At 58.0% G+C, this 20,687-nt stretch carries 31 protein-coding genes; 15 read left to right on the top strand and 16 right to left on the bottom strand.

Annotation, left to right across the window (positions count from 1 at the left end):
* Positions 1–28: 28 nt before the first annotated feature.
* On the bottom strand, positions 29–856 hold the full coding sequence (locus LDO22_RS01735; protein ID WP_224025858.1) for a hypothetical protein: 828 nt from the start codon (positions 854–856) through the stop codon (positions 29–31).
* Positions 857–912: 56 nt separating this feature from the next.
* Between LDO22_RS01735 and LDO22_RS01730 the strand changes: the two genes are divergently transcribed.
* Positions 913–1,782 carry a hypothetical protein gene (locus tag LDO22_RS01730; protein WP_224025857.1) on the top strand — a complete coding sequence of 290 codons (870 nt, stop codon included), beginning with the start codon at positions 913–915 and terminating at the stop codon, positions 1,780–1,782.
* Positions 1,783–1,903: 121 nt separating this feature from the next.
* On the opposite strand, the gene LDO22_RS01725 is transcribed toward LDO22_RS01730, so the two are convergent.
* Positions 1,904–2,620 (bottom strand): hypothetical protein, encoded by a 717-nt coding sequence (locus LDO22_RS01725; protein WP_224025856.1) that lies wholly within the window; start codon positions 2,618–2,620, stop codon positions 1,904–1,906.
* Between the two features lie 384 nt (positions 2,621–3,004).
* On the opposite strand from LDO22_RS01725, the gene LDO22_RS01720 reads away from it, so the two are divergent.
* The 3 genes from LDO22_RS01720 to LDO22_RS01710 all read left to right on the top strand — a co-directional run bounded on the left by LDO22_RS01720 (position 3,005) and on the right by LDO22_RS01710 (position 4,028).
* Positions 3,005–3,328 carry an Lsr2 family protein gene (locus LDO22_RS01720; protein ID WP_224025855.1) on the top strand — a complete coding sequence of 108 codons (324 nt, stop codon included), beginning with the start codon at positions 3,005–3,007 and terminating at the stop codon, positions 3,326–3,328.
* A gap of 167 nt (positions 3,329–3,495) precedes the next feature.
* Positions 3,496–3,849 (top strand): hypothetical protein, encoded by a 354-nt coding sequence (locus LDO22_RS01715; RefSeq protein WP_224025854.1) that lies wholly within the window; start codon positions 3,496–3,498, stop codon positions 3,847–3,849.
* Positions 3,849–4,028, top strand: a complete 180-nt coding sequence (locus LDO22_RS01710) for a hypothetical protein (protein ID WP_224025853.1) — start codon at positions 3,849–3,851, stop codon at positions 4,026–4,028. The genes LDO22_RS01715 and LDO22_RS01710 overlap by 1 nt, the downstream gene beginning before the upstream one ends.
* 86 nt (positions 4,029–4,114) lie before the next feature.
* Here LDO22_RS01710 and LDO22_RS01705 read toward each other — a convergent pair whose 3' ends face one another.
* The gene (locus LDO22_RS01705; RefSeq protein ID WP_224025852.1) at positions 4,115–4,669 is read right to left on the bottom strand and encodes a hypothetical protein; all 555 of its coding nucleotides are present in this window, start codon (positions 4,667–4,669) and stop codon (positions 4,115–4,117) included.
* Entirely contained in the window at positions 4,669–4,971 is a 303-nt protein-coding gene (locus LDO22_RS01700; RefSeq protein WP_224025851.1) for a hypothetical protein, read from the bottom strand. The genes LDO22_RS01705 and LDO22_RS01700 overlap by 1 nt, the downstream gene beginning before the upstream one ends.
* Positions 4,972–5,462: 491 nt before the next feature.
* Between LDO22_RS01700 and LDO22_RS01695 the strand changes: the two genes are divergently transcribed.
* Genes LDO22_RS01695 through LDO22_RS01685 form a run of 3 tightly spaced genes read left to right on the top strand, consistent with a single transcriptional unit; the run spans position 5,463 to position 7,148 of the window.
* Entirely contained in the window at positions 5,463–6,140 is a 678-nt protein-coding gene (locus LDO22_RS01695; RefSeq protein WP_224025850.1) for a hypothetical protein, read from the top strand.
* The gene (locus LDO22_RS01690) at positions 6,140–6,691 is read left to right on the top strand and encodes a hypothetical protein (RefSeq protein ID WP_224025849.1); all 552 of its coding nucleotides are present in this window, start codon (positions 6,140–6,142) and stop codon (positions 6,689–6,691) included. The genes LDO22_RS01695 and LDO22_RS01690 overlap by 1 nt, the downstream gene beginning before the upstream one ends.
* Positions 6,675–7,148, top strand: coding sequence for a hypothetical protein (locus tag LDO22_RS01685; protein ID WP_224025848.1), 474 nt, complete (start codon positions 6,675–6,677; stop codon positions 7,146–7,148). Before LDO22_RS01690 ends, LDO22_RS01685 begins: the two co-directional genes overlap by 17 nt.
* Positions 7,149–7,160: 12 nt before the next feature.
* Here LDO22_RS01685 and LDO22_RS01680 read toward each other — a convergent pair whose 3' ends face one another.
* The 7 genes from LDO22_RS01680 to LDO22_RS01650 form a co-directional block, all read right to left on the bottom strand.
* Complete coding sequence (locus tag LDO22_RS01680) at positions 7,161–7,346, bottom strand: hypothetical protein (protein WP_224025847.1); 186 nt, start codon at positions 7,344–7,346, stop codon at positions 7,161–7,163.
* A complete protein-coding gene (locus LDO22_RS01675; RefSeq protein WP_224025846.1) occupies positions 7,347–7,709 on the bottom strand; it encodes a hypothetical protein in 363 nt (120 codons plus the stop codon).
* Positions 7,710–7,931: 222 nt separating this feature from the next.
* Positions 7,932–8,198 (bottom strand): hypothetical protein, encoded by a 267-nt coding sequence (locus tag LDO22_RS01670; RefSeq protein ID WP_224025845.1) that lies wholly within the window; start codon positions 8,196–8,198, stop codon positions 7,932–7,934.
* A 116-nt stretch (positions 8,199–8,314) separates the two neighbouring features.
* Entirely contained in the window at positions 8,315–8,737 is a 423-nt protein-coding gene (locus tag LDO22_RS01665; RefSeq protein ID WP_224025844.1) for a hypothetical protein, read from the bottom strand.
* Between the two features lie 11 nt (positions 8,738–8,748).
* On the bottom strand, positions 8,749–9,417 hold the full coding sequence (locus LDO22_RS01660; protein WP_224025843.1) for an ERF family protein: 669 nt from the start codon (positions 9,415–9,417) through the stop codon (positions 8,749–8,751).
* The gene (locus LDO22_RS01655; protein ID WP_224025842.1) at positions 9,410–9,610 is read right to left on the bottom strand and encodes a hypothetical protein; all 201 of its coding nucleotides are present in this window, start codon (positions 9,608–9,610) and stop codon (positions 9,410–9,412) included. The genes LDO22_RS01660 and LDO22_RS01655 overlap by 8 nt, the downstream gene beginning before the upstream one ends.
* Positions 9,611–9,665: 55 nt before the next feature.
* Positions 9,666–10,001, bottom strand: coding sequence for a hypothetical protein (locus LDO22_RS01650; RefSeq protein ID WP_224025841.1), 336 nt, complete (start codon positions 9,999–10,001; stop codon positions 9,666–9,668).
* 71 nt (positions 10,002–10,072) lie between these two features.
* On the opposite strand from LDO22_RS01650, the gene LDO22_RS01645 reads away from it, so the two are divergent.
* Positions 10,073–11,217 (top strand): IS3 family transposase gene (locus tag LDO22_RS01645; RefSeq protein ID WP_224025840.1). Its coding sequence is split into 2 segments (ribosomal slippage): positions 10,073–10,349 and positions 10,349–11,217, totalling 1,146 coding nucleotides; the frame shifts between segments, so codons are not numbered across the junction.
* Between the two features lie 40 nt (positions 11,218–11,257).
* Here the strand turns inward: LDO22_RS01645 and LDO22_RS01640 are convergent.
* On the bottom strand, positions 11,258–11,422 hold the full coding sequence (locus LDO22_RS01640; RefSeq protein ID WP_224025839.1) for a hypothetical protein: 165 nt from the start codon (positions 11,420–11,422) through the stop codon (positions 11,258–11,260).
* Complete coding sequence (locus tag LDO22_RS01635; RefSeq protein ID WP_224025838.1) at positions 11,419–11,649, bottom strand: helix-turn-helix domain-containing protein; 231 nt, start codon at positions 11,647–11,649, stop codon at positions 11,419–11,421. The genes LDO22_RS01640 and LDO22_RS01635 overlap by 4 nt, the downstream gene beginning before the upstream one ends.
* A 528-nt stretch (positions 11,650–12,177) precedes the next feature.
* On the opposite strand from LDO22_RS01635, the gene LDO22_RS01630 reads away from it, so the two are divergent.
* From LDO22_RS01630 to LDO22_RS01615, 4 genes are all read left to right on the top strand, one after another.
* Entirely contained in the window at positions 12,178–12,666 is a 489-nt protein-coding gene (locus LDO22_RS01630) for a hypothetical protein (RefSeq protein WP_224025837.1), read from the top strand.
* On the top strand, positions 12,647–13,255 hold the full coding sequence (locus LDO22_RS01625) for a hypothetical protein (RefSeq protein ID WP_224025836.1): 609 nt from the start codon (positions 12,647–12,649) through the stop codon (positions 13,253–13,255). The genes LDO22_RS01630 and LDO22_RS01625 overlap by 20 nt, the downstream gene beginning before the upstream one ends.
* Before the next feature lie 161 nt (positions 13,256–13,416).
* Positions 13,417–13,710, top strand: coding sequence for a hypothetical protein (locus tag LDO22_RS01620; RefSeq protein WP_224025835.1), 294 nt, complete (start codon positions 13,417–13,419; stop codon positions 13,708–13,710).
* Between the two features lie 262 nt (positions 13,711–13,972).
* Positions 13,973–14,416 carry a hypothetical protein gene (locus tag LDO22_RS01615; RefSeq protein ID WP_224025834.1) on the top strand — a complete coding sequence of 148 codons (444 nt, stop codon included), beginning with the start codon at positions 13,973–13,975 and terminating at the stop codon, positions 14,414–14,416.
* A 952-nt stretch (positions 14,417–15,368) separates the two neighbouring features.
* Here LDO22_RS01615 and LDO22_RS01610 read toward each other — a convergent pair.
* The gene (locus LDO22_RS01610; protein ID WP_224025833.1) at positions 15,369–15,524 is read right to left on the bottom strand and encodes a hypothetical protein; all 156 of its coding nucleotides are present in this window, start codon (positions 15,522–15,524) and stop codon (positions 15,369–15,371) included.
* 398 nt (positions 15,525–15,922) lie between these two features.
* On the opposite strand from LDO22_RS01610, the gene LDO22_RS01605 reads away from it, so the two are divergent.
* Positions 15,923–16,435, top strand: coding sequence for a hypothetical protein (locus LDO22_RS01605; RefSeq protein ID WP_224025832.1), 513 nt, complete (start codon positions 15,923–15,925; stop codon positions 16,433–16,435).
* Between the two features lie 16 nt (positions 16,436–16,451).
* On the opposite strand, the gene LDO22_RS01600 is transcribed toward LDO22_RS01605, so the two are convergent.
* Entirely contained in the window at positions 16,452–16,814 is a 363-nt protein-coding gene (locus LDO22_RS01600; RefSeq protein ID WP_224025831.1) for a hypothetical protein, read from the bottom strand.
* Between the two features lie 227 nt (positions 16,815–17,041).
* Here LDO22_RS01600 and LDO22_RS01595 point away from each other — a divergent pair, with 227 nt between their 5' ends.
* Together LDO22_RS01595 and LDO22_RS01590 are read left to right on the top strand one after the other, a co-directional pair.
* Positions 17,042–18,145 (top strand): DUF4192 domain-containing protein, encoded by a 1,104-nt coding sequence (locus LDO22_RS01595; protein WP_224025830.1) that lies wholly within the window; start codon positions 17,042–17,044, stop codon positions 18,143–18,145.
* Positions 18,146–18,414: 269 nt separating this feature from the next.
* On the top strand, positions 18,415–19,239 hold the full coding sequence (locus LDO22_RS01590; RefSeq protein WP_224025829.1) for a hypothetical protein: 825 nt from the start codon (positions 18,415–18,417) through the stop codon (positions 19,237–19,239).
* 558 nt (positions 19,240–19,797) lie between these two features.
* Here LDO22_RS01590 and LDO22_RS01585 read toward each other — a convergent pair.
* Positions 19,798–20,181, bottom strand: a complete 384-nt coding sequence (locus LDO22_RS01585; protein ID WP_224025828.1) for a hypothetical protein — start codon at positions 20,179–20,181, stop codon at positions 19,798–19,800.
* Positions 20,182–20,687: the final 506 nt, after the last annotated feature.

Genomic DNA, 20,687 nt, shown 5'->3' with positions numbered 1-20,687 from the left:
AAGGGGAAAGGCGCGAAAAGGGTAGGAATCAGGGGGTTTTGAATGCTGAGGCCGCCGACTCCAGCACCTTGGCGAAGCCGAGATAAAAATGCGACAGCCCTATTAGCGATTCGTGAAACTGAAACTCAAGCAGAGCGCCACCAACCGGGTCTTCAAACGCAGACCGGTGGTCATGCCTCCGCCGGCCCCAGTGGATGTATTCGCCGTAGTTGAAAATAGAAATCAGGGTTGTGGGCGAGTGCTCGCGGTTGATGTCGGTGAACTCGGGCGGAGCATTGCGAGCTGCGTACATTTTAGAGCGGGCCAAGTCGGTAAGACTGAACTGGAGCAGCTTGCCGCGCGCGCTATGCCATTGCTTTAGCATGGCTGACCGTTCGGCCACCTTATCGTCGCCAGCTCGGTGGGATGCCTTATCCAGGATGCCCTTTACCGTTCTATAGCTGGCCGGTTCGTCATCGTCGGAGTGCAGCTGGCGGAACAAAACCGCGAATCCGCGTAATGCTTCCTTTGGCGGTCCTTCAACTTTGAGCTCTTCAACTCCCCCTTCGGCGGTCCAATTGACCGACACTCCCCCGGTGGAACTTATCAAGCTGTAGGTCGCCAGTTCCCGGCACACCTCGATGTACCGGCTGATCGCATCAGAATCGGGTTCACTCAACGGGGTCGGCAATGGCGGAAAGCCGGCGGGGTCGGGTAACCCGAAGACGTAAGTCATCTTGCCCCACTGAAATAAAAAGGCTTGAGGGTCGGCGGCTAATTCTGCATACGGCGGCATAAAACGCGGCTGCGCCTCCTGCACCATCCGTACGTCATGCTCGTCGAGCTCATATTCGTGTTGCGGTTCCCCCATGGCCATATCGTAACTGTCACCGGCGACAAGTCATGTCAATCGAACGCCCTAGTATCTGAACCATGACCTTCACCTATACCTCTGCCGACCTGGTTGAAATCGTCGACGAAATTCCAGGCCTAGCCGGCGCGGCCGGTCTTGCAATCATTCCTGGCGTTGAAATCGTCAGGGAGGCAGATGTGGAAATCTCCGCCTTTGTGGCCAGTATCGAGGATGCTCTCCGAGTGGCGGTATTAGCGAACGCTCCCTTCATCACCATGGAGACCGAGACGTTCTGGGCTAGCCGGATTCGCGCTACCGAAGGCTACGACGACCTTCCGGCGGCGGCCGAACGCATGCTCAAAGCCGCCGAAGAACATGACGGCTCGCTGGTGTCCGTAGAAGTCAGGTGGGTAGCCGATGGCCTGGCGTATCAATGGACGGCGCAAACGGAATGGATCGGCCCGCTGCTCATGAAGATAGATGCAGCAAAACAAGCAGCTGAAGATCAGGCTGAAGCGGAGGACGACGCCCGCACGGAAGAGTACTACGCCAACATCCGCGCCATGGTGACCGCCTTGGTTGAATCACCTAAGTACCGCCGGGAGCAGGTGACCAAACGGCGCCACATCGCGCCTGGCATCATCGCGGCGGCTGGCCTGGGCGAAGTCAATGAGGTGCTTCTGACGCACCGGATCATTCCGGAAGCGAACAAAATAGTGAACGCGAAAGCTGTGGAGTTTGAGGAGGACTTCCGCAGTCGCAAGCGCGAACTCGCGATTGAGCTATCGAACGTCGAAGACTTCTATATGCAGAACACCAAGGCGGGTAAGAAGCTAGCCGCCATTGAATTTCTCATCGAGAAAGCCGATGGCCACCGCTTCCTGAACAGCAACTTTGCCACCGAACTGACCCAGGCTGCATCCGCGCCCAGGAACATCAGACGCCTCTAGGACACACCCAAACTTTGACCGGCCTCAAGAATTCGAGCTGTCTGATATTGGGGGTATCAGCCCCTGAGGGCTCCTTGGTATCCCGAATTATGAGCTAACCCCCCAACCCTGCCAAGAGAGGCTACTTGTTCTTAGGCTTTCCCACCAAAAACTTATCTACAACAAGCGTGATTACGAGGGCAAAGACGGCAGTGAAGACGGGTATCGCATCGAGTCCAAACAAACTAACGGATGCCACAGCCAGGAGCGCAACGCCCGCCACGATCGCCAAAAACATCCACCGCTGAAACTTCTGCTTCCGCTCTTCCATGTCGGCCAACTTGCCAGTAACCCCGGCAATCCGGGCGTTGATGGCCGGCTCTTCTACCGGACCGTCTGTGATTATCTGGACGTCGAACCACTCACCCTGGTTGAGCAGCATCGGCTGTAACGTGCACTTGGCATCGCTAAGGTTGTGCTCGTTGATGGTGGCGCCGATGTTCCCGTCCGACTTGTCCACAATCGCAGCCTGGACGATACGGCTCTCGTCGTAGTTGAATTCGACGGGTATCTCCCAGTCTTCCTTTCGAATTTCAACCTTGCCGTAGTTTTCAATCCGCACGAGCGTTGCGACGGGATTGAAAAGCTCCTGGCCCCCGTAGCTCACGCTCAGTTTGGGCAGAGCCCTTCGGCCGCGGATCATCCCGTATTTGCTCAGCACGCGCCAACCCAACTGCTTCGGCTTCCGACCCCAAACGTAGAACAATATGGACAGTCCGAAGCTGATTACACCTAGTATCGCGCTGACGAAACCGATCCAACCTGCGTTTTGGTCGAACCATGAGGGCTGAGTATTCACTGCACGAGCATAATCGCTACCAAACTCTGACCAGAACTCGCCTCGATACTCGGGCCAGCGTCCCGTAACGTTGTAAGACACGCGGAACGGCTGGGGAGCCGCCTTAGCGGAGGGACATTGATATGGGGTACATCGTCGAGTGGCTCATGGTGACTATTGGACCTCTTTTTCTTATCACGGCTGGCATCGCTTTCCTATATACAGCGATTACTCAGACTTGGGACCGTCGCTCATCCATCATCTTGGCAGTGGTGTTCCTAGTCATCGGTACACCCTTTACGATTTGGCGATTCACTCAACCGTTTTATGGCCCCTTCACGTATCCCTTCAGTTAGGGACTCTGCCGATCATCTCTCCGGCATAATTGGAGTAAGCTTGCTTACTATGAAACGCACTGTGACAATCCTCGAAGATGACCTCGACGGCTCAGAAGGCGCGGAGACGGTATCTTTTGCCCTTGATGGCACTGAATACGAAATCGATTTGAATAACGACCACGCGAGTGAACTTCGCTCAGCTCTGGAACGCTTTACCAATGCCGGTCGTAAAACATCCGGTGGTCGCGGTCGCCCGGCTGGTCGTAAGGCCAGCACGTCAAAGACGGATACTCACGCCGTCAGGATGTGGGCCTTGGACAACGGCTTCAAGGTGAACGCCCGCGGCCGTATCCAGCAGGACATCTTGGAAAAGTACCAGGCCGCCCACTAAACCGGCACCAGCCACATATGGGGGGACATAGGGCTGGCGCCGGCTCCCTCCATGATAGGCGGCTCTCACCTCCGCCTAATTCACGAATCAGGGTCAGAACTTACTCCAGGTTCTGGCCCTGATTTTCTTAATTGCCCCTGAATGTTGGCTGGTGCCACGCTCGGAATATGCGAAAAATGCTCGTGTCGCTAGTGGCGGCACTTTCTTTGATATTTGCCACCGGCGTCAGCGCTAATGCGGCCCCGGCTCCTGCTTCGATGGCTCCCACCGTGGCTGTCGGCAGTGACTTCCTCGAACCGATCCTGGGTTACTACATCGACCTCAACCGGACTGACCAGGGGGCTGTGACCTCCGGGGCGGCGGCCGGCGTAGCGGCGGTCATCTGCATCCAGACCGATGGCGTACTTTGTCCGGCTGCTGCTGCACTCCTGGGTGCGGTGTCGTTCTACATCGCAGTCAACGGCTACTGCCCAGATGTCTTGCGGGTCTATCCTCGGTATTACGTGATGAGGTGTGCGTGATGAATCTGAATGCTCAGGATAAGCGGGGCCTGCTCATCGGGCTCATTGTGGGCCTGATTGCTTCCGCTGGTGTGGCGGCGGCTTCAGGTACGCCCGTCTATGCCCTTATGTTGTCGGCGGTGACGGTGGTTCTGGTACTTGTACTGGTTGGCTTGGCGCTTGGGCTGGTGCGGCGGTGAGCTAAAGCCAGCCCGTTGCCTTGTACCAACAGCCTTTATACCGTCCCATGTTGCATAAGTTGTGCTTGCAGTTCTTGCTCATCGTTTCACCACATTGAAGCCCGGCAGGTCTGAAAGTGAATCCATCTTCCCCATACGGGGAGCAGTCTTCTTCGGCTGCTCCTCTTTTTGTGCCTGGAGTAAGCCGTCAGGGTCGTTGTAGACCACCTGGCCGGGTAGAAGTTGGATGTCGGCGTACTCCCCCACAACTTCGCTTCCTGCAAATCAATCCACAGCAGCGCGAGGGCTTCAGCGATATTCGGAGCGCTGGCGAGGTGCGGAATGTAGTCGCTAGTCTTGTTATCGAAGTAAGCGAGCCATGGACTTCGGTACTTTCCTGGACGAAAGCCTGACGGAGATATTTCAAGACGAAGCTCCCGGCCCTCGTGGTTCATGAACTGCGGCAGTTGATCGATAATCTCTTGAGCGCTAGGGGCAGAGAAGCTGTCGTGGCGCTTGAGGCCTTGGCCCGTGAAGCCATTGCCCTGCTTCAATTCCACAAGTCCGTCTTCATCAGTGTGCCAGTGGTACTGGGCTTGCTGCCAGAACCCTGCCGCCTTTAGCTTCTTAGCTGTTTCAAGGGTGACTACTAGGGATTCCATCACCGGCACTCCCCTGTCGCTGGATCCGCCGGAGCGGAAGCTGTCGAGGTGGTGGTGGTTGTCGTAGTCGTGGTCGAGCTGGGCGCTACCGGGACATCAACGTGCGGGGCCGGCGTGGTGCTGGTGGACGCCTGGAGCGCCTGGATGTCCTGCTCGTTGTTGGTAGTGCGGGCGTCGATGTTGTCGATGCGCTGGTTCAGCCCGGGCAGGTCGAGTTCGCTGGATGACATACCGGCACCGGCGAAAGTTGTGACGGCGATGGCGATGAGGCCGGAGATTAGGAGCGCGCGCGGACTTATCATTTCGCCGTTCTCCGCTTATGCCAGACACACCCGTTCGATTTACAAGTGCGGGCTGCATGATATGGCCGGGTTGGTTTGTTCTTTCGGACTTCCTTCAACATACGCTTCGTAATGTAAAGCGCAGTTAGCGGGTCGGTTTCGGTCAGCAATTGTTGCTGCATGATTTTGACGCCTTGTTTATGTGCCCTAGATTATGCGCCAAGCACTTTACAATTGCAATACTCTTTTCCACACTGCCGGTAGTTGACAGATTTCAATTTCGATAATTTTTCGCCATGCTTGTTCGGGTCGTCCAATGTCGATTTAACGGCGCGGCGGTCGGGCTGTATCGAACCTAAACCTTGACAAGATTTTGGGGATGATAATTATGCCATGCATATTAGAACATAATTTAGCCGTGAAGCCTTGACAGCCGAGGCGGTGCAAGCTGGCTCTTTTATGTCCACCCACCCGAACAGATTTTGTCGGTCCCCTCTTGTAGCCTTGAGCACATGGACCAGGTAACTGTCGGACAGTTTCTCCTCGACGCCTTTTGGAACAACGCACCTCTACTTGAAGGATTCAACAAGTGGGGCGGAGTGCTCATGGCGATCATCGGAGCCGGCCTAGCCGTTCCGCACGTGATTCGGCATGGATACGGCAGGTTCCTTGATGCGGCTAAGCGCAACTGGGATGAATTGAAGAAACTGTATCTCTGGATAACCCGAAAGCACAGGTCCGCAAACGTACAACTTGGTGGTGCTGGGACGACGAGAGCAACAATGGGCACGCCCTCGGTCTTTGTTAGCAACCCTTGGCCGGCCGACGGAACGGCGGATGAGAAGCACAAGTGGATTCGTGAAGAGCTGCAACGTCTTGAGCAGCGCTTCGAGGGGTTCATCCAGAATAATGAAAATGTTATCCGCCACTTGCAAGGCATCAGTGAGGAAACTCGTACTGCCCTGATAGCCCTTCAGTCAGAGTTGAAGGCAAAAGAGCAAGAATCGGTGGTGATTGATTCCATCGGTCTGCTGCCAATCATGTCCGGGATCGTTCTAACAGGCGTGCCAGAGGAACTTTCCAAACTTGGAGCTTTTGGTTGGTTGCTCTTCGGACTTGGATGCTTCATCACCATCTACGCTATACGCCGCAGCAAGAAGAGCGGCGTGTGGTCTGACAAACTGTCCTAATGGATCAGGAGACGATACGGCTGATTGGCACCCTCATGGGAGCTGTCATAGCCGGCTTGGGGGGTGCCCTTATAGCAGGTGGCTACAACCGCAAGAACACTCAGGCGACTATTGAAGCCTCAAAAGACCAATGGAATCGTGATCGATCAGCCCAGCACGAGCAATGGCAGCGGGACCGAGCCTCCGAGCACGAGAAGTGGCTAAGGGATCGCAAGGTAGATGCGTACGTGAACTTCCTCCTGCAATTGCGTGTCCTAGTGGGCTCAGCCCACGACATCAAGGTCGGCAATCTAAAGGACGAGATCGACAGTGTCGTCCAAGAACGCAGTAACGCGCTTGAAACTCTCCATATGGAACTCTTCGCACCAGAACACGTCCAGAAATGCGCACTGGACACGATCGGGCTCGCCTATGACCTGATCAACGCGGCCAAGGCTAAGGACTTAATGAAGGAAATTCACCTCGACGTCACCTTTGACCAAAAGTCCATCGAGCTAGAAAGACTTATTCGCCTAGACCTAGGGAGTGACTCTAGTGGACTTCAACCCTGACACCTGGGGCACCGTCGCTGACTGGGTTGGCGGGCTCGGCACTACGGCGGCTTTCGTCGCCACAGCCATAGTGATTAATCGGGATGCCAAAGTAAGGAAGTTATCGCAGGCTCGGAAGGTGGTTTACATCACCGAGGAGTTCGGCATCCCCGCTTCTACCGATGCTGATGGCAATGTGAGCTTCGATATGAGTACACGTTACATCGTGCAGAACCTTAGCGAGGAGCCTATATACGACATAAGGTTATACGCTCGTCATCAGGACGGATCACGCAGATGGCTTGCAGCAGAATACGATATTCTGCTGCCGGAAAAAGCTTTCACGCTCAATGCTCAATTTGACGAAGCCCCACTGGTGACTTTTCGTGATAACTCAGGTGCCCGGTGGATTAGAGACAAAGGCGGGCGAGTGCTTCCCCGTCATCGCCTCCTCTTTGCGGTAGCCGATAGCGGCTAGTCTTAGGCCGCCTTACTCTTCCGGGAGGCCTTCCCGCCGACGCTCCCCCCAGTAGACCGCGCGCTCGTGGTCGAAGGCGAAGCCACCGCCTTTGCTCTTCTTACCGCCGGCTCGGCCAATCTGCCGGTAAAAGTCGGCGCCGTATCTTTGCTTATTGCTTGCAGCGGCTTTTTTACCGCCGATAGCTGTTCCTGGCATCTATTTGGTCTCCTTAGATTCGTTTAGTGTGAGCCATAGTTGGGCGAGGGCTTCCGCCATGGTGTCGCCACTGGCAATCAGGGGCCACGGCTGTCCGTAGTAGAAAAACCAACCGCCCTCAGCCTTACCGCCGTGCAGGGAGCGTTCTGAGTCGCCTCCGCTGCGGAGAGGCAATCGCCAGTCAAGCCGGTCGGCTATCTCTTGGGCGGTGGGGTCGGCTACGCGGTTGCTGGCACCGAACTTCGTAATGCCGACGGCCCAGGGCCGGTGCGGCTCCTTCAGCCACCAGAACGTGCCCTCGCCGGGGAACCCCGCAGCCTTAAGCCGCCGCGATGTTTCGAGAGTGACTACTAGCTTCTCCATTCATAGGTTCTCCGTTATCAGTAATTGCTTCGCCGCCGGCGCTTCCGGTATCGCTATCCGATTCCCGAAGTGCTGGCTGAACGACATCTTGGTCTGGTCGAGTACCCGCTTGTTGGCCCTGGATAGCTTGGCTGTCAGCTCGATCTTCCGGTTGCGGCCGTCAGAGTCCTGCACTACGTCGCGGGCGGTATCCTCCCGGTAGGCGATGAGGTTCAGACTGAGCTAGTGCTTCAGGTCATGCAGGTGCCAGGCTTCGTCCTCCCGCAGTTCTTCCAGTGCAGTGAGTTCAGCATTGGACCGGATGGCCAACTTGAGCCGGACGCTCGCGGCCCTGACAGCTGCCTGGGCTTGCTCCAGCTCGGCGAACTCATCCATGGCGGTAATGAGGTCGGTGCGCCGTTCCTTGATGGACTTGAGTGCGACGCTCCCTTGGTCTGTGTCTTTCTCTAGGTCCCGGATGCGCTTTAGCTGCGCCAGGTCGACTGACATCTACTTTTCCCTCTTGTTTAGTTTTGCCCGCAGAATCCGCTCCCCACAGTTCATGCAAAGCCGGTGCTCGTTCCACTGCTGGAAGTTCAAAAGGACGATCCAAAGGTGGCGACAGCTCATCGTTTGGCCTCCCCCAGCTCGATCTTCTCGTAGCTCAACCGGCTACGGAGCGTGTCGAGTAGGGAGCTGGTGTCCCGCCAGAGGTTGGATACGACCTTGAACTGGTACTTAGCATCAATCCAAGCTTCTTTTTCAATTGCGGACTGGATGCGCTTGGCATTGTCGCTGTCGGCTCCGGTCGCGCCTGATTTGCGGGTGTCCCTATACGCTTGCTCCCGCACTAGCTCATAGTGAGCTTCGGCCAGGTCGGCGTCCCGTTCCAGGGCGGCCACGTGCTCCCCTAGGAAGACTTTGTAGGCGCTGATCTTCACGCTCAGGTCGGCCAGCTCGTCGAGGGTCATCGAGCCGATGCGGCCGTCGGCGAACATCGAGTTGAATAGGGTCAACTCGGCTACTAGGAGTTCGATTTCCGGCTTCATTAGAACGGCACCTAGTTATCAGCCTTGCCCCAGCCGGCAGTCGTCACCCGCTTCTTGTACAGGTCGAACTCGTCGGCAGGCATATCGGTGAAGTCTGAGAGGCCGGTGGCTTCATTCAGGAAGGCGACAGCATTAGCCCGGTCGGTGTGGCCTTTCATCTTGGCTATCTGCATCAGCTCTTTAGCCTGGTCGGCGGTGATTGTGGCGGCAGGATTATCTGTTACTACTGGCTTTTCGGACATATGAGCTGGAGCGGGCATGATGACGAGCGGCGGCTTTGTCTGTAGGCGGCTGGCAGCGTTGCCGTCGTCGTCCTCATCGGCTACCAGTCCCAAGACAGCCATATAGCTGTAGCGGCGGGCGTAGGTGATGGCGCTCCCCTGGCCCTGGGCGTCCTGCTTGGTCAGGAGCAGGGGCATGGCGTGGGTGATGAACTGCCCGCTCTCGTGAAGCAGGTAAGTCTGAAGCTGGCTCTCGCTTCCCTCGTGTGTCACGAACTGGCTGACGGCTAAACCGTGCTTGGTCAGAACGGGGCCAGCGGCTTTCATAACTTCAGGCAGGGCAGCGTACTTGGACTTAAAGAACGGGTTATTGCTGTCTTTGGCGACGGTAGGAAACTCGCCCTGCGCCGCTACTAGGGCCTTGGCTAGATCGTTGAGCTGCTCCGAATGATTATTCACTTTCCACCTCCTTCCGGCTGAACACGAGTTCCTCGGTCACCTGGAGCCGGTAATCCGTCCACTCAATCAGGTCATGGGCATTTGAGGATGTGGCCTCCGTGTAGTTGAGGCCGAGAGAGTCCCGATAGTTTGTGATGACGTAATCGAGCAAGGCCTTTCTGACTTCTTTTGCGTCGAGTATGAGCTTTGCCATGGCTATGCCGCCTTCACAGTCAGATACTCGGTGCTGTTCACCTCTACTCCGGGGATCAGTTCACCGTCGTTTTTGAGGCGCTTTCGGCGGCGGCTTTCACGCGGGCGCTGTCGAGCTTATAGTACTCACCTAGGTCGAAGCCGTTGTCCCCCAGCCATTCATCAACGGCAGACGGGTCAGTGATGTTGAAGCTCTTCCGCTCGGCCCTGACGACGTAGTAGCCGTCGACCGCTTCGGTGCGCTTGCTCTTGGACTGCTGCATGGCCTGCATGAGGGCGATCTTGGTTATTTCCAGCTCTTCGACTAGCGGCTTCATCTGGGCCTCAAGCGGGGCCAGTTGGGCTTTTAGTTCAGCTACTTTCGAAACGAGTGGCGTAATGGTGTCTTGCATTGGATGGGACTGCCCCCGGTTTTGTTGACTCCTTGACCTAGCGAGCTTGTGCTCGTGGAAGGATGTTGACCATGCCCACGCCTTATGGGGCGGAGTTCCGCCAGGATGTTATTGATGTGGCCCGCAAGGGTGAGGCGCCTCTGGCGCAGATTGCGAAGGATTTCGGGCTTTCGATCACCACGCTGAAGCGATGGATTGCCATCTCTGAGCGTAAAGATTCCGGGGCTGGCCCGGCGGCCGCTGAGTCGGCTGAGATGCGGGAGCTGAAGAAACGCAACCGCCTGTTGGAGCAGGAGAACGAGATTCTCCGCCGGGCGGCTGCCTATCTGGCCAGGGACATCAACCCAAAATGACGTACCCGCTGGTCACGGATCTTGCCGCCGGCGGTGTTCCCGTGGCGGTGACCTGCAGGGTGTTGAAGTTCAGCAAGCAAGGCTATTACCGGTGGAAGGCCAGTCCGGTGACGGAACGGGACTGGGTCGACGCGCACCTGGTCAACGCCGCCTTGGACATCCACGCCGACGATCCCGCATTCGGGTACCGTTTCATCGCCGACGAGCTCCCGGAGAAGGGCATTAAGGCGGGTGAGAACAGGGTCCAGCGGCTGTGCAGGGACCACGGCATCTGGTCGGTGTTCTCCAAGAAGCGGGGCCTGAACCGGAAGCCCGGGCCGCCGGTTCATGACGACCTGGTGGAGCGGGACTTCACCGCCGTGGCTCCGAATGAGCTGTGGCTGACGGACATCACCGAACACCCAACCACCGAGGGGAAGCTCTATCTCTGCGCGGTGAAAGACGTCTATTCCGGAAGGATCGTGGGCTACTCGATGGACTCGCGAATGAAGTCCTCGTTGGCGGTGGCAGCGCTGGAGAACGCCGTACGGGCACGCCGCCCGGCGGGGACAGTGGTGCACTCCGATCGCGGGTCCCAGTTCCGGTCCCGCCGCTTCGTCGAAACGCTCCGCCACCACGGCCTCACGGGGTCGATGGGCAGGGTCGGTGCGTGTGCGGATAACGCCGCTATGGAATCGTTCTTCTCGCTGCTGCAGAAGAACGTTTTGGACCGTCAGCGGTGGCTCACCAGGCGGGACCTCCGGCTGTCCATCACAACGTGGATCGAGCGGACTTACCACCGCCGGCGACGGCAAAGACGGCTGGGAAAGCTCACGCCCATCGAATATGAAACAATCAACCGGACCGAGCTCATAGCGGCCTAAGACCCCGAGTCAACAAAAGCCGGGGCAGTCCCGATGGTTCCTATTTAGTTATGAGTTTGGGCTTCCGGTCGAGCTGGATGCCGATGATGACTTCTATGACTGCGTCGAGGCGCTTCATGGCGACTAGGGATTCGGGGCAGCCGTGGAGGTCGAGCGAGAACTGCCGGGGCTGCTTGCAGTAGCAGCAGAGTGTGATTCCGTTCATGCAGCGGCCTCTAGGAAGTCCTGGTACTGCGGTTCGCCTGGGTCTAGCAGAGTGAACCGGAAGACCGGGCCTTTCACCTGTGTTGTACGAATGCGATAGCCCTCTTGGCGGAGCTCATGAAGCCGGCCACCGTAGCGGAAGCAGATTTCGTTTAGCTCGATATTCAGGACACCTTGCTGACCGCGCTCTTCCAGCAGATCAAGGATGCGTTCCTTCTGGGTAGGCATCTATTTGCTCTCCGACTGCACCGCCTTGGCGTAGTACAGGTTCAAGAGATCGATGTAGTCATTACGTGGAAGTAGGCCCATGTTGAACTTGAGCTTAGTGACCCAGACCTTATCTATGAGGTTCATCGCGCACCTCCCGTGAGGGCGAGGCCCAGGAAGATGAGGGCAAGGAAGAACGTAGCGATATAAGCCGCTCCGGCTAACCAGTTGATTACTTCATTTCCGGCACGGCGCCAGGAAGGGGAATTGATATAACGGGGAAGTTTGGACATTTATTTGCGCCTTGTTTATGTGACCTTATTATGCGCCAAGCACTTTGGAAATGCAATAGTGATATTGCACCCCTTTTCTACAGGCGTTATAATTCAAAACATAGCCCCGACCCAAACGCGCCTTGTTTTTGTCGGGGCTTTTTGTGTCTTAGTTGGTTGTTGTCGGCTCCTGCGGATACTCTTCATCTGAAGGTGCAGTGCTGGGGGAACACAGCCGGCCCTTACTCCCCGGCCGCTCCGCACCGAAAGAAGTCCTATGTCCACTGAAACTGCGCCTGAAGTAAAGCCGCCGGCCAGCCGCAACAAGCTGCTCATCATCATCGGCGCGGCCATCGTCGTCCTGCTGGCCATCATCGCCATCGCAGTCAGCTCCCAGGCGATCAGGGCGGGCCAGGAGGCGGACGCCAAGGCCAGCGCGATCGCCGAAGAATCCAAGATGGCGGCCATTGCCGCGGCGGGTGAGAAGGCTCTGGCAGACCAGCGGGCTGAGGACGCCAAGACTGCGAATTACGTCTGCGAGCAGAAGCTCCTGAAAACCCACCCCACGGCCACAATCCAGGCCGGCAAGACCAAGTCCACGTACAAGGCCTCAGACGGCAGCTATGACACCACCGGGGGTTACACCGATGCTCCGGCGGGCAACACCATCCCCATGCAATTTGCTTGCTCTTCCATCCAGCAGCCGAACAGCACTATGTGGACCGTATTTCTGAAGAATGATGGGCATGGCTCCACAGTCCGGTAGCAAGAGGACTCTGACCGTCACCTTTGCCGCGATCGCCCTCCCGCTGGGGCTCGCAGCCATCGTTGTGTGCGGCTCAGTCCTACTCCAAGGCCCAACGTCTGAGACGCCGCCGAGCGCCGCGGACTGGCTGAGCGCGATAGCGACATTTTGGGGTGCCGTCGCCACTGCCGTGGGAGCCCTGCTAACCGGCGGAGCACTCGTGTACGCGGCTCGAACCTACGAGAAGCAACGTCAGGATCGCCATGAAGAACTGGTCGAGAAACGCCGAGCCCAGGCCTCTGCCGTGACTCTGGTAATGACCAGGCCCGCCGCCCACACCACTTGGGAGTTTGTCGTGAGAAACGATAGTTCGCTTCCCATCTTTTGTATGAACATGGTGGGCGTCAATGCGGAGGGCCAGCACAAGCAACGACACTACCTTCATCCGGTCCTGACTGGACCAAGAGGTCTTTACGACGAATCGCTGCCAGTCGATAGTACCGAGGAAGCCAGCTTCGTGGAGTTCCGCGACGCTGCGGGGGCTGAGTGGAAACGCTATGCCGACGGACGGTTAGTAGAAGAGCCGCTGTCAACGGGTAACAGGAATTAACCATTTCTGACGTAACTGACTGGGTCAGCGCCATCTCCGACGCAGCAGCAGCCGTTGGAACCGTCGGTGCCCTCTGGGTCGGCGCAGTAACGCTGCGGCAGCAGGTGAAGGACAAGCATCGCGCCCAAGCTAGCGGTGTGACGGTAGGAAATCGGCCGTGGATGGAGTGGACCGACATAGGCGAACTCAAACGCGGGATCGTGTATTTCGTCAGCAACAACAGTCCCTTGCCCGTTTACAACGTCCTGTTGTACGCCGGCCCAGTCGATTCACGCCGAAAGGAAGTCCGCGCGGTGCTCGCGCCGACAGAGGAAGCCTCTTTCAAGATGTCGACCTCGGACTTTATGCCATTCGTGAAATTCGTGGATAGTGCGGGCGTTGCCTGGAAGAGAGATGGGTCGGGGAAGTTGACCGAACTAAAGAGCGGCGACAGCTTTCCTTGGACGATGGATTAGGAAGAAATAGTGAAAAGAGATTCGTTTGGCCAGACGGTTACCTAGCCGCAGTGCCCTGCGCGAGATGTGGGACGGAACGGCGAATAGGACTATCAGGATTCCTAGCCTTCAGACCATTTTGCTGATCGTTCTGCTAGTAGGTGCTGTGACGGCGATAGTTTGGGTGACCTTAGTGGTAAACGGTGAATCTGCCACCCCGGGGGCGCCCACTACAGCAACACCTCCAGAGGGGCCAGCGGCCTGGCTAAGCGGAATCGGCTCTATGGCTAGCGCGATTGTCACGGGGGCTGCAGCGTTGATAGCTGCGCTGACCTATTTCCGCCAAGTAAGTGACAAACACGCTGAAGATGTAAAGCGGCGGCGCCAGCAAGCGGAAACGGTGACCGTCAACATTACCAGGTACCTCCCTTTGAGAGTGGACCCACGATATGAGCCAGAGGAGCGTCTCAACATCCAGGTTCGGAACGACGGGACGCTGGCGATTTTCAACGTGGCGCTAGTTACGACCCAAAAAGGTAACGGCAGAGACGGTAAGCAGCAGCTGTATACGTCCGTCCTTGCGGGTGAGAGCGAGAGCTTTTTGGAGTTTGAGCAGCAGATGGGCGGCGCGTATGCCACGTTCACCGATACAGCAGGCGTCCGTTGGAAGCGGTGGCATAACGGAGAGTTGGAGGAAATTCCGCATTACCCTAAGCCGGGTAAGTGATGAATGCTTCGTAGTAAACCCTTGACCCCGACTGAGTGCGTTTGTCTGGCACAACCGTCGTGACGACCTGGACGCTGACGTGGCTGGTTTCATAGGCCTTGATTAACCGATTCACCTGGTAGGAACTTCACCGATTCGACGGGCGGGACGTGAGCTAGCCGTGCTGACATCGAACTCCTCTGAACGACCCCTTACCCCTATAAGCGCTTCGCTTAGGGGGCTCTCAAGATACATATTTCCCTGGCTGAAAGCTATGCTTCAGCGCCCCCTTGTTAGCTACCCTCTAGCGTTCGCATGGTACTCGTCCAAGTGAATCTGACTCTCTTGGATCGAGCGGTAGTCGGCCTGGAGTCCAGCCTGATGCGGATACCGTTATGCGCTTGGTTTATAGGCTGGTATGGGGAGGCGAGGATTTGCCGAGACGAGATATTGCTTTCCTTCAGGGCGGTCAATGCACCCTTACTCGCCACTCGTATAGTCACCCTGCATGTGGTCTAAGCGATGGAAACCTTTTTACGCTCCCACTCCTGCTGTGTTCCATTCACTAGCTTTGTAGCGTCTTACCTATTCCGCCACTCCCCATATCAACCTATAAATGTACGCTTCCTCGCTCGGTGCCGGTGCCTTTTACTGGCGGACAATACCTGACAACAGAAATGGCCATTGAGCGTGAGGCTGCTTTCTGCTACCGTGAGAGAAAGAGCCAGGGCGAATCTGGTTCTTTTGTTGTATATAGACTGTATTCCTCTTATGACTTTGTTTCAATGGTCATAAATTACAGTTCCAATTGCCGGTTATCTTTGGGAATATGTACACATCGACAATCGCATCGACGTACCTAACCCGGATCAAAAATACAAGCGTCCGTGCCCTTTACACCGGGGCACCGCATACTCAGCTCCTGAAAAGCGATGTCGGAGCTACACCGGTCACCCCAGCGGCGGCCGGTTTTTTAGTCATCGTCCTCATCGGGCGGCAGGATGACGCAGGTGTACTCCTGGTTCAGGTTGTAGCCGTGCCTCCGGCTCACCTGCATGATGGCCCGCTCCCTGGCCGTTCGCGAGCGGGCCGCCGGCCCGCGGACGCCGCAGTACGTTTCGGCTCTCACGCGGCCAGGGATCCGGGTGAGCCCAGAAACGATCATCTAGTCCGATAGGTGCAGAGGATGCTGCGCAATCTAGAGGTCACTGCCAGAGAGCCGGAGCCTGAGGGAAACGACAAACCCTGAAAAGTCAAGCTTTGTCAACACTCAACTTTCAAACAGGCCCTTGATCTGCGGAAACACAGTGCCCGAGGTGGGACTCGAACCGCATTCCTGCCCTTGAAAACACTGGGAACCCGCGAAAACATGCCGAAACCGGGGCAGTCCGAAGCAGTTGGACCCAGTCCGACACCAAAGCGTGTGTACAAAGTACACACCCTCAAGCCGCCCCTCCCGGATACCCACCACAGAAAGCCCAGCGTCCTCGATCCTAATCCTGAGGGCTGGCCCTTCTCCTTCGAGGCATGATCGCAAAAGTCCCGATTGAAGGAGAGGGCATGGGTTACACCCACTACTACCGTGGCCTGACCGCCACGCCGGTAGTCGTCGCCGACGACAGAAAGATCATCGACGCATCCGGCGTGACGATCTGCGGACCCCGCGGTGAGGGCCTGCCCATCCTCAGCGAAACCCACGGCATCAGGCTGAACGGCTTCGCCGCAGCCGGCGAAGCCTACGCGACCTTCACCGTCCTCGGTCTCGCTGGTTTCGCCCGTGCAACGCCTGCCTGGTTCTGCACAACCGACCGGAAGCCCTACGACGTCGTCGTTACCGCAATACTCACCGCCGCAGCAATCCGCAAACCCTGGAACACTGCGCAGCGACGGCCAATGGAACAAATGGGCACCAGGCATCACGCTCTACGAAACGGCAGTCCAGCCCCTCACCCCGGACCAAAAGATCGCACTCGACATCGACATCGAGGCCATGCGCCCAGAAAGCTGACACCAGGCTTCGGCCCGAGCCGCGCCTCGTAGTGTGCTGGCTCACCGGTTACACCACAGCGGCCGTTAAGAAACTCTTCGGATCGTCGGCGCCCAGCAACTCGTGATGGAACACAATCGCATCCAGCGGTCGTGTGCCGGCGAACAGGACCGCCACCCCCGCGGAGTGGACCACCGTATAACGGTCGGTGCCGTCGAGCCAGGAGTGGATCCCGGTGTACTCCTCGACGAAGAAACCGTCGCCGAGCAGTCCCCGCTCCGAGAGCAGGTCGTAGACAACATTCCAGGCGAGATCCATCAATTCATGGATGGCCGCCTCCACCGTCGGAACCGTCATACCCTCATAGTCCTCCCCGGGCACCGACAACCGACCGGACATTTCGCCGCGTGTCACGCCTTCGTCGGAAGTCATGCCGCCCGGCCACCTGGCCCCTATGAACGAGTGAAAGCCGTATCGCTGCTCGTCATTCTGGAATGTCCCATGATCGCTGGGCGGGTCCTCCGCGCAACCAGGGCGCTACCGCGCCGGCACCGAAACCGAAAACTTCACCAACCCCACAGGGGACGCGTTGTTCCCGGGCGAAGTTTTCGGCCCCGACGCCGGTCTCCCAAGTTGCACTCCGGCCCCTACCCCAGCGGATGGTCCCCTACCAGAACGACGCCCACCACCAACAACCGCAGAACAAGGTCGACCAGGAACAGGAAACAGGGATCATGGAAAAGCTCACCATCAAGACACCCCCGGATGTCCTCAGCTTCATCGGCCACACTCTCGGCTTCTGGCCACAGGAAAGCCTGGTCTGCATCACGCTGAATGAGAACAGCGTTGGCGCCACGTTGCGGATCGACCTCCCCCGCCAACCCGGGCAGGAACTCTCCTACGCCCGGACTGTCGCGCACTACCTCACGTCCGACACCAACGCCACGTCCCTACTGTTCGCCGTCTACACCAGCGAACCCTGCCAGCCCGGAAAACCCAAACCCCACGCCAGCACCATCGCCGCGCTCACCGGCGTCCTCGCCGAACAAGGCATCACCATCCGCGACGGCCTCTTCGTCGGCGACCAGACCTTCTCCCCCTACGACGGCGAACCCGGCCACGAACTCGCCCTGCCCGTCAGCTCCACGCAGACCAGCGCAATCAACGCAGAATTCATCTACCGTGGCAGCAACGTCCAACCCACCAACCAGGTCACCCTCCCAGCCTCCACCCGGGCACTTGCTAAAGCGGCCGCAGTCGAACACCACATGGACACCATCCGGTCCCTCCCAACCGGCGTCGCCACACAGACAGCCCGGGACCTGTGGGCTGGGATGCTCGATACAGCGTCTTTTCCGAGCGACGACGATTGCCACGCCCTGGTGGCCAACCTTCAGTTCCCTGCCATCCGCGACTGGCTTATCGCCGACATCCCAGGCCTCGAGGAGCCCATGACACGGATCCTCTTCGCACAAACCGAGGGCACGCCGAAGTGGTCGCGCATCGAGTGGGCGCAACAGCTCCTCCTGCACGCATACACCCGCACCAGCCCTGAACATGCCGCCCCGGTCCTCACGACCATCGGCTACATCAACTGGTGGGAAGGCAGAGGAAGCAAGGCCCACCAATTCCTCCAACTCGCCCTCGAAACCGACCCCGCCTACCGCCTCGCCCGCCTCAGCGACCAAATGATTGGCTCCGGCCTCGTCGCCGGCTGGAACATGAACAAAAACACCGCCTACAAAGCACTGCCCTTCGATTAGCGAACACTAAGGCTAGGAAATCTGACCCCACCGGACTGGTTGGACACTGCGCCAGCGCGACCCCCAGCTTTACGAAAGCTCCGTTATCGGCGTTTCATTTCGGCCCTCATTAGATGAGGGAAACGCGCATGTAATGGAAGGCACGTCATCTCCCGTCCACCGCATCCTGACTTTCCCGCGGTGCCGGTTTTCCCAGAATCAATGCGCTAACTGCACCGGGACGCGTGGGCACTGCGGCAGGCAAGCGTGCCGTCCGATATGTTGCGAAAGTGGAAGATTTTGACGAACTGGTGCAGCAATTTCGGGCGGGTGCCGAAAAACGCAACCTGCGGTTGTTGGAGGCAGAGTTTCCCAAGAAGCCGGATGTCATTTTCCGGTACGGGATGACCTCAGCCGATGAAGTGCTCGACGTCGCCCAGCAGTCATTCGTACCATTTGTGAGCCTGACCGTTTCTAGGCTCGACACGGCGGAACTGATCGAGAGCTGGGGTGAGAAAGACTTCTTCTCCGAGGCGCCGCCGGAACCACCCGCTGAGCTCCTGGGATTATGGGAGGAACGTGCCGGGCAGATCGACGGGGTTTTCGTGGTGGGGGTTGGCGGCGGGGCGACGTACATTTTCCTTGCTGTGCCGGCCTGGAAGCAGGAGCTCGAAGGGTTGCGCGACGGCTGGTCCGAAGACCGGGATGCCCAACGGGCTGATGAGTACAGGGCTGTACTGATCCGCATCACACATCTCGCCGAGCAGGTCGAAAGAGATCCTGGCTACCGGGCCGGGACCCTTCAGGCCCGAGCTTCCATTGGCAAAAACGTCCTGGAGCCGATGCTGCAGTCCGACGATGGCGCCTACATACGGGACCAGGTACTGAAGGAAGCCAGCCGTCTGGTGCGAGACAACTCGCAGGCCGCATATTCGAGGCTCACAGGCCAGATGGATGAGCTCGCTGCGGAACTGCGCCTGACCAGGGCGTGGATGGAGGCCCGTTTGGTTGCTGACAGGACGGCAGCGGCGAGGGACTTCTTGCTTCAGCGGGCTGGCGGCTACTCGCCAGCCGTCTCGGTGGTCAACGAACTGCGCCGTCTGGCGGAACAGTAATGTCTGGTGCTTCCGAGGGCACCCGACGAAAGGGGCCGGCCACGCTCCGCATGCCGAAGATGGCCATCCCAGCGAACATGGCCAAGCGCAAACTGACGCTGAACTGCCTGGACTACTTCGGGATCGTGAAGTATCACCGGACCTCAGGGGCAAGATGGTTTAGCCGGGGCGGATTATCGGTCAAATTCCCCTGCATTGCGAGCCGTAAGCTGGGGCAGTAATCGACAAAAGGTGGGGGCAAATTGGAAACGCTAGGTCTATGGGCGGCTATGGTTGGCGGGGCGATTAGCGTAACGGCTGCAGTGTGGCTTCTCGTTGGCTTCAGCCCCAACAATCCGAAGTATTCAAACGACGGACCGCTCTATCCAGGCATGCAGCGATCGCTGGCGGTGCCGCAACTACTCAAGGACCAGCGAGGCGTAGCGGCACTGGTCGTAACGGGAAGCTCGATTCAGTTATTGGGCGCGGTCTTGGCCCTGATCTCGCACTAGATGCCAGAAGCTTTAGCGCCCCACTTTTTCGGAGGTGGGGCCCTAATGTGAGGGGAACCGCCGGCGGTCAGAGGACGGTCTTGTCGCCCGACTCGTCAAGCGGCGGGTAATTACAGGCGCTGAACACCCTGTCGAACCAGATGCAGGCTCGCGAAAGTGTCGTATCCAGCGGCCAGCCGGCCACGTAGCCGTCGTATCGCTCCTGAGCTGTTTCGGCTGCTTTCGTCACTTCTTCGCGACGGGGGGATACGTCGTCACGCTTTTTCCATCGGTTCGATGGGCTGATATAGAACATGTATCCATCCCCAGGCTTGCCGTAGAAGTCCTTTTTCGGCCCTCCCTGCCCCGTGACTAGAATCTCGTGGGCATGCCGGTTACGCAGCCACCGAAGGCCGCTCACTGTCTGGCCATAAGGGTCCTGGGATCGGGCTTCCGGGTAGATCACTGGCATCCGGGCGCAGAGTTCCTCGTCTAGTGCCAGGGCCCACCAGACTCCTTCTACAGCTGCCGTCCAAGTAGCGTGTGCATCCGCTTGGTTGCCGGCGCAGCGCCCCCACGCCTCACCAAGCGCACGGCGGGACCAGTGCATCGCCCGGAGAACATCATGCTCGGGCATAGAGGGCATGAATTTATTTCGAACTCCTTGCCACTCCCCTGTCCGAGACTCTGCGTACGGGACTGAAATGGATGCGCTCATCGGATCATCATGCCAGCGGAAAACGGAAATATGGTGGGTAAGCGGTGCGCCAAAAGCTGGGCAACCCATTATCGGCGTTTGGAAGTAGCCGGGGGAGCAGCCCGAAAAGGGGCCGTTGTCCGCTGTCAGTTGAGTTGGCAGTTTTGTCAGAAGACACGGCAGCCCACGGGTTTTGGACGATCTTGTCAGCGGGGGTGGCAGCGTGACTTTCCTGGGTACTCCTAGGCCTTTGCCGGTGAGCCAAAGGGATTCGGCTCGCG

Origin of the sequence: Arthrobacter sp. NicSoilC5, assembly GCF_019977395.1 — a bacterium.
In the GTDB taxonomy this organism is placed as follows: Bacteria; Actinomycetota; Actinomycetes; order Actinomycetales; family Micrococcaceae; genus Arthrobacter.
The sequence above is the reverse complement of the archived record's forward strand: the minus strand, read 5'-3'. Positions and strand labels throughout refer to the sequence as shown.

Coding starts and splice junctions, on each gene's coding strand:
- LDO22_RS01735 (WP_224025858.1), bottom strand. CDS start 856: ATGGCCATGGGGGAACCGCAACACGAATATGAGCTCGACGAGCATGAC.
- LDO22_RS01730 (WP_224025857.1), top strand. CDS start 913: ATGACCTTCACCTATACCTCTGCCGACCTGGTTGAAATCGTCGACGAA.
- LDO22_RS01720 (WP_224025855.1), top strand. CDS start 3,005: ATGAAACGCACTGTGACAATCCTCGAAGATGACCTCGACGGCTCAGAA.
- LDO22_RS01715 (WP_224025854.1), top strand. CDS start 3,496: ATGCGAAAAATGCTCGTGTCGCTAGTGGCGGCACTTTCTTTGATATTT.
- LDO22_RS01710 (WP_224025853.1), top strand. CDS start 3,849: ATGAATCTGAATGCTCAGGATAAGCGGGGCCTGCTCATCGGGCTCATT.
- LDO22_RS01705 (WP_224025852.1), bottom strand. CDS start 4,669: ATGGAATCCCTAGTAGTCACCCTTGAAACAGCTAAGAAGCTAAAGGCG.
- LDO22_RS01700 (WP_224025851.1), bottom strand. CDS start 4,971: ATGATAAGTCCGCGCGCGCTCCTAATCTCCGGCCTCATCGCCATCGCC.
- LDO22_RS01695 (WP_224025850.1), top strand. CDS start 5,463: ATGGACCAGGTAACTGTCGGACAGTTTCTCCTCGACGCCTTTTGGAAC.
- LDO22_RS01690 (WP_224025849.1), top strand. CDS start 6,140: ATGGATCAGGAGACGATACGGCTGATTGGCACCCTCATGGGAGCTGTC.
- LDO22_RS01680 (WP_224025847.1), bottom strand. CDS start 7,346: ATGCCAGGAACAGCTATCGGCGGTAAAAAAGCCGCTGCAAGCAATAAG.
- LDO22_RS01675 (WP_224025846.1), bottom strand. CDS start 7,709: ATGGAGAAGCTAGTAGTCACTCTCGAAACATCGCGGCGGCTTAAGGCT.
- LDO22_RS01670 (WP_224025845.1), bottom strand. CDS start 8,198: ATGTCAGTCGACCTGGCGCAGCTAAAGCGCATCCGGGACCTAGAGAAA.
- LDO22_RS01665 (WP_224025844.1), bottom strand. CDS start 8,737: ATGAAGCCGGAAATCGAACTCCTAGTAGCCGAGTTGACCCTATTCAAC.
- LDO22_RS01655 (WP_224025842.1), bottom strand. CDS start 9,610: ATGGCAAAGCTCATACTCGACGCAAAAGAAGTCAGAAAGGCCTTGCTC.
- LDO22_RS01650 (WP_224025841.1), bottom strand. CDS start 10,001: ATGCAAGACACCATTACGCCACTCGTTTCGAAAGTAGCTGAACTAAAA.
- LDO22_RS01640 (WP_224025839.1), bottom strand. CDS start 11,422: ATGAACGGAATCACACTCTGCTGCTACTGCAAGCAGCCCCGGCAGTTC.
- LDO22_RS01635 (WP_224025838.1), bottom strand. CDS start 11,649: ATGCCTACCCAGAAGGAACGCATCCTTGATCTGCTGGAAGAGCGCGGT.
- LDO22_RS01630 (WP_224025837.1), top strand. CDS start 12,178: ATGTCCACTGAAACTGCGCCTGAAGTAAAGCCGCCGGCCAGCCGCAAC.
- LDO22_RS01625 (WP_224025836.1), top strand. CDS start 12,647: ATGGCTCCACAGTCCGGTAGCAAGAGGACTCTGACCGTCACCTTTGCC.
- LDO22_RS01620 (WP_224025835.1), top strand. CDS start 13,417: ATGGAGTGGACCGACATAGGCGAACTCAAACGCGGGATCGTGTATTTC.
- LDO22_RS01615 (WP_224025834.1), top strand. CDS start 13,973: ATGGCTAGCGCGATTGTCACGGGGGCTGCAGCGTTGATAGCTGCGCTG.
- LDO22_RS01605 (WP_224025832.1), top strand. CDS start 15,923: ATGATCGCAAAAGTCCCGATTGAAGGAGAGGGCATGGGTTACACCCAC.
- LDO22_RS01600 (WP_224025831.1), bottom strand. CDS start 16,814: ATGACTTCCGACGAAGGCGTGACACGCGGCGAAATGTCCGGTCGGTTG.
- LDO22_RS01595 (WP_224025830.1), top strand. CDS start 17,042: ATGGTCCCCTACCAGAACGACGCCCACCACCAACAACCGCAGAACAAG.
- LDO22_RS01585 (WP_224025828.1), bottom strand. CDS start 20,181: ATGCCAGTGATCTACCCGGAAGCCCGATCCCAGGACCCTTATGGCCAG.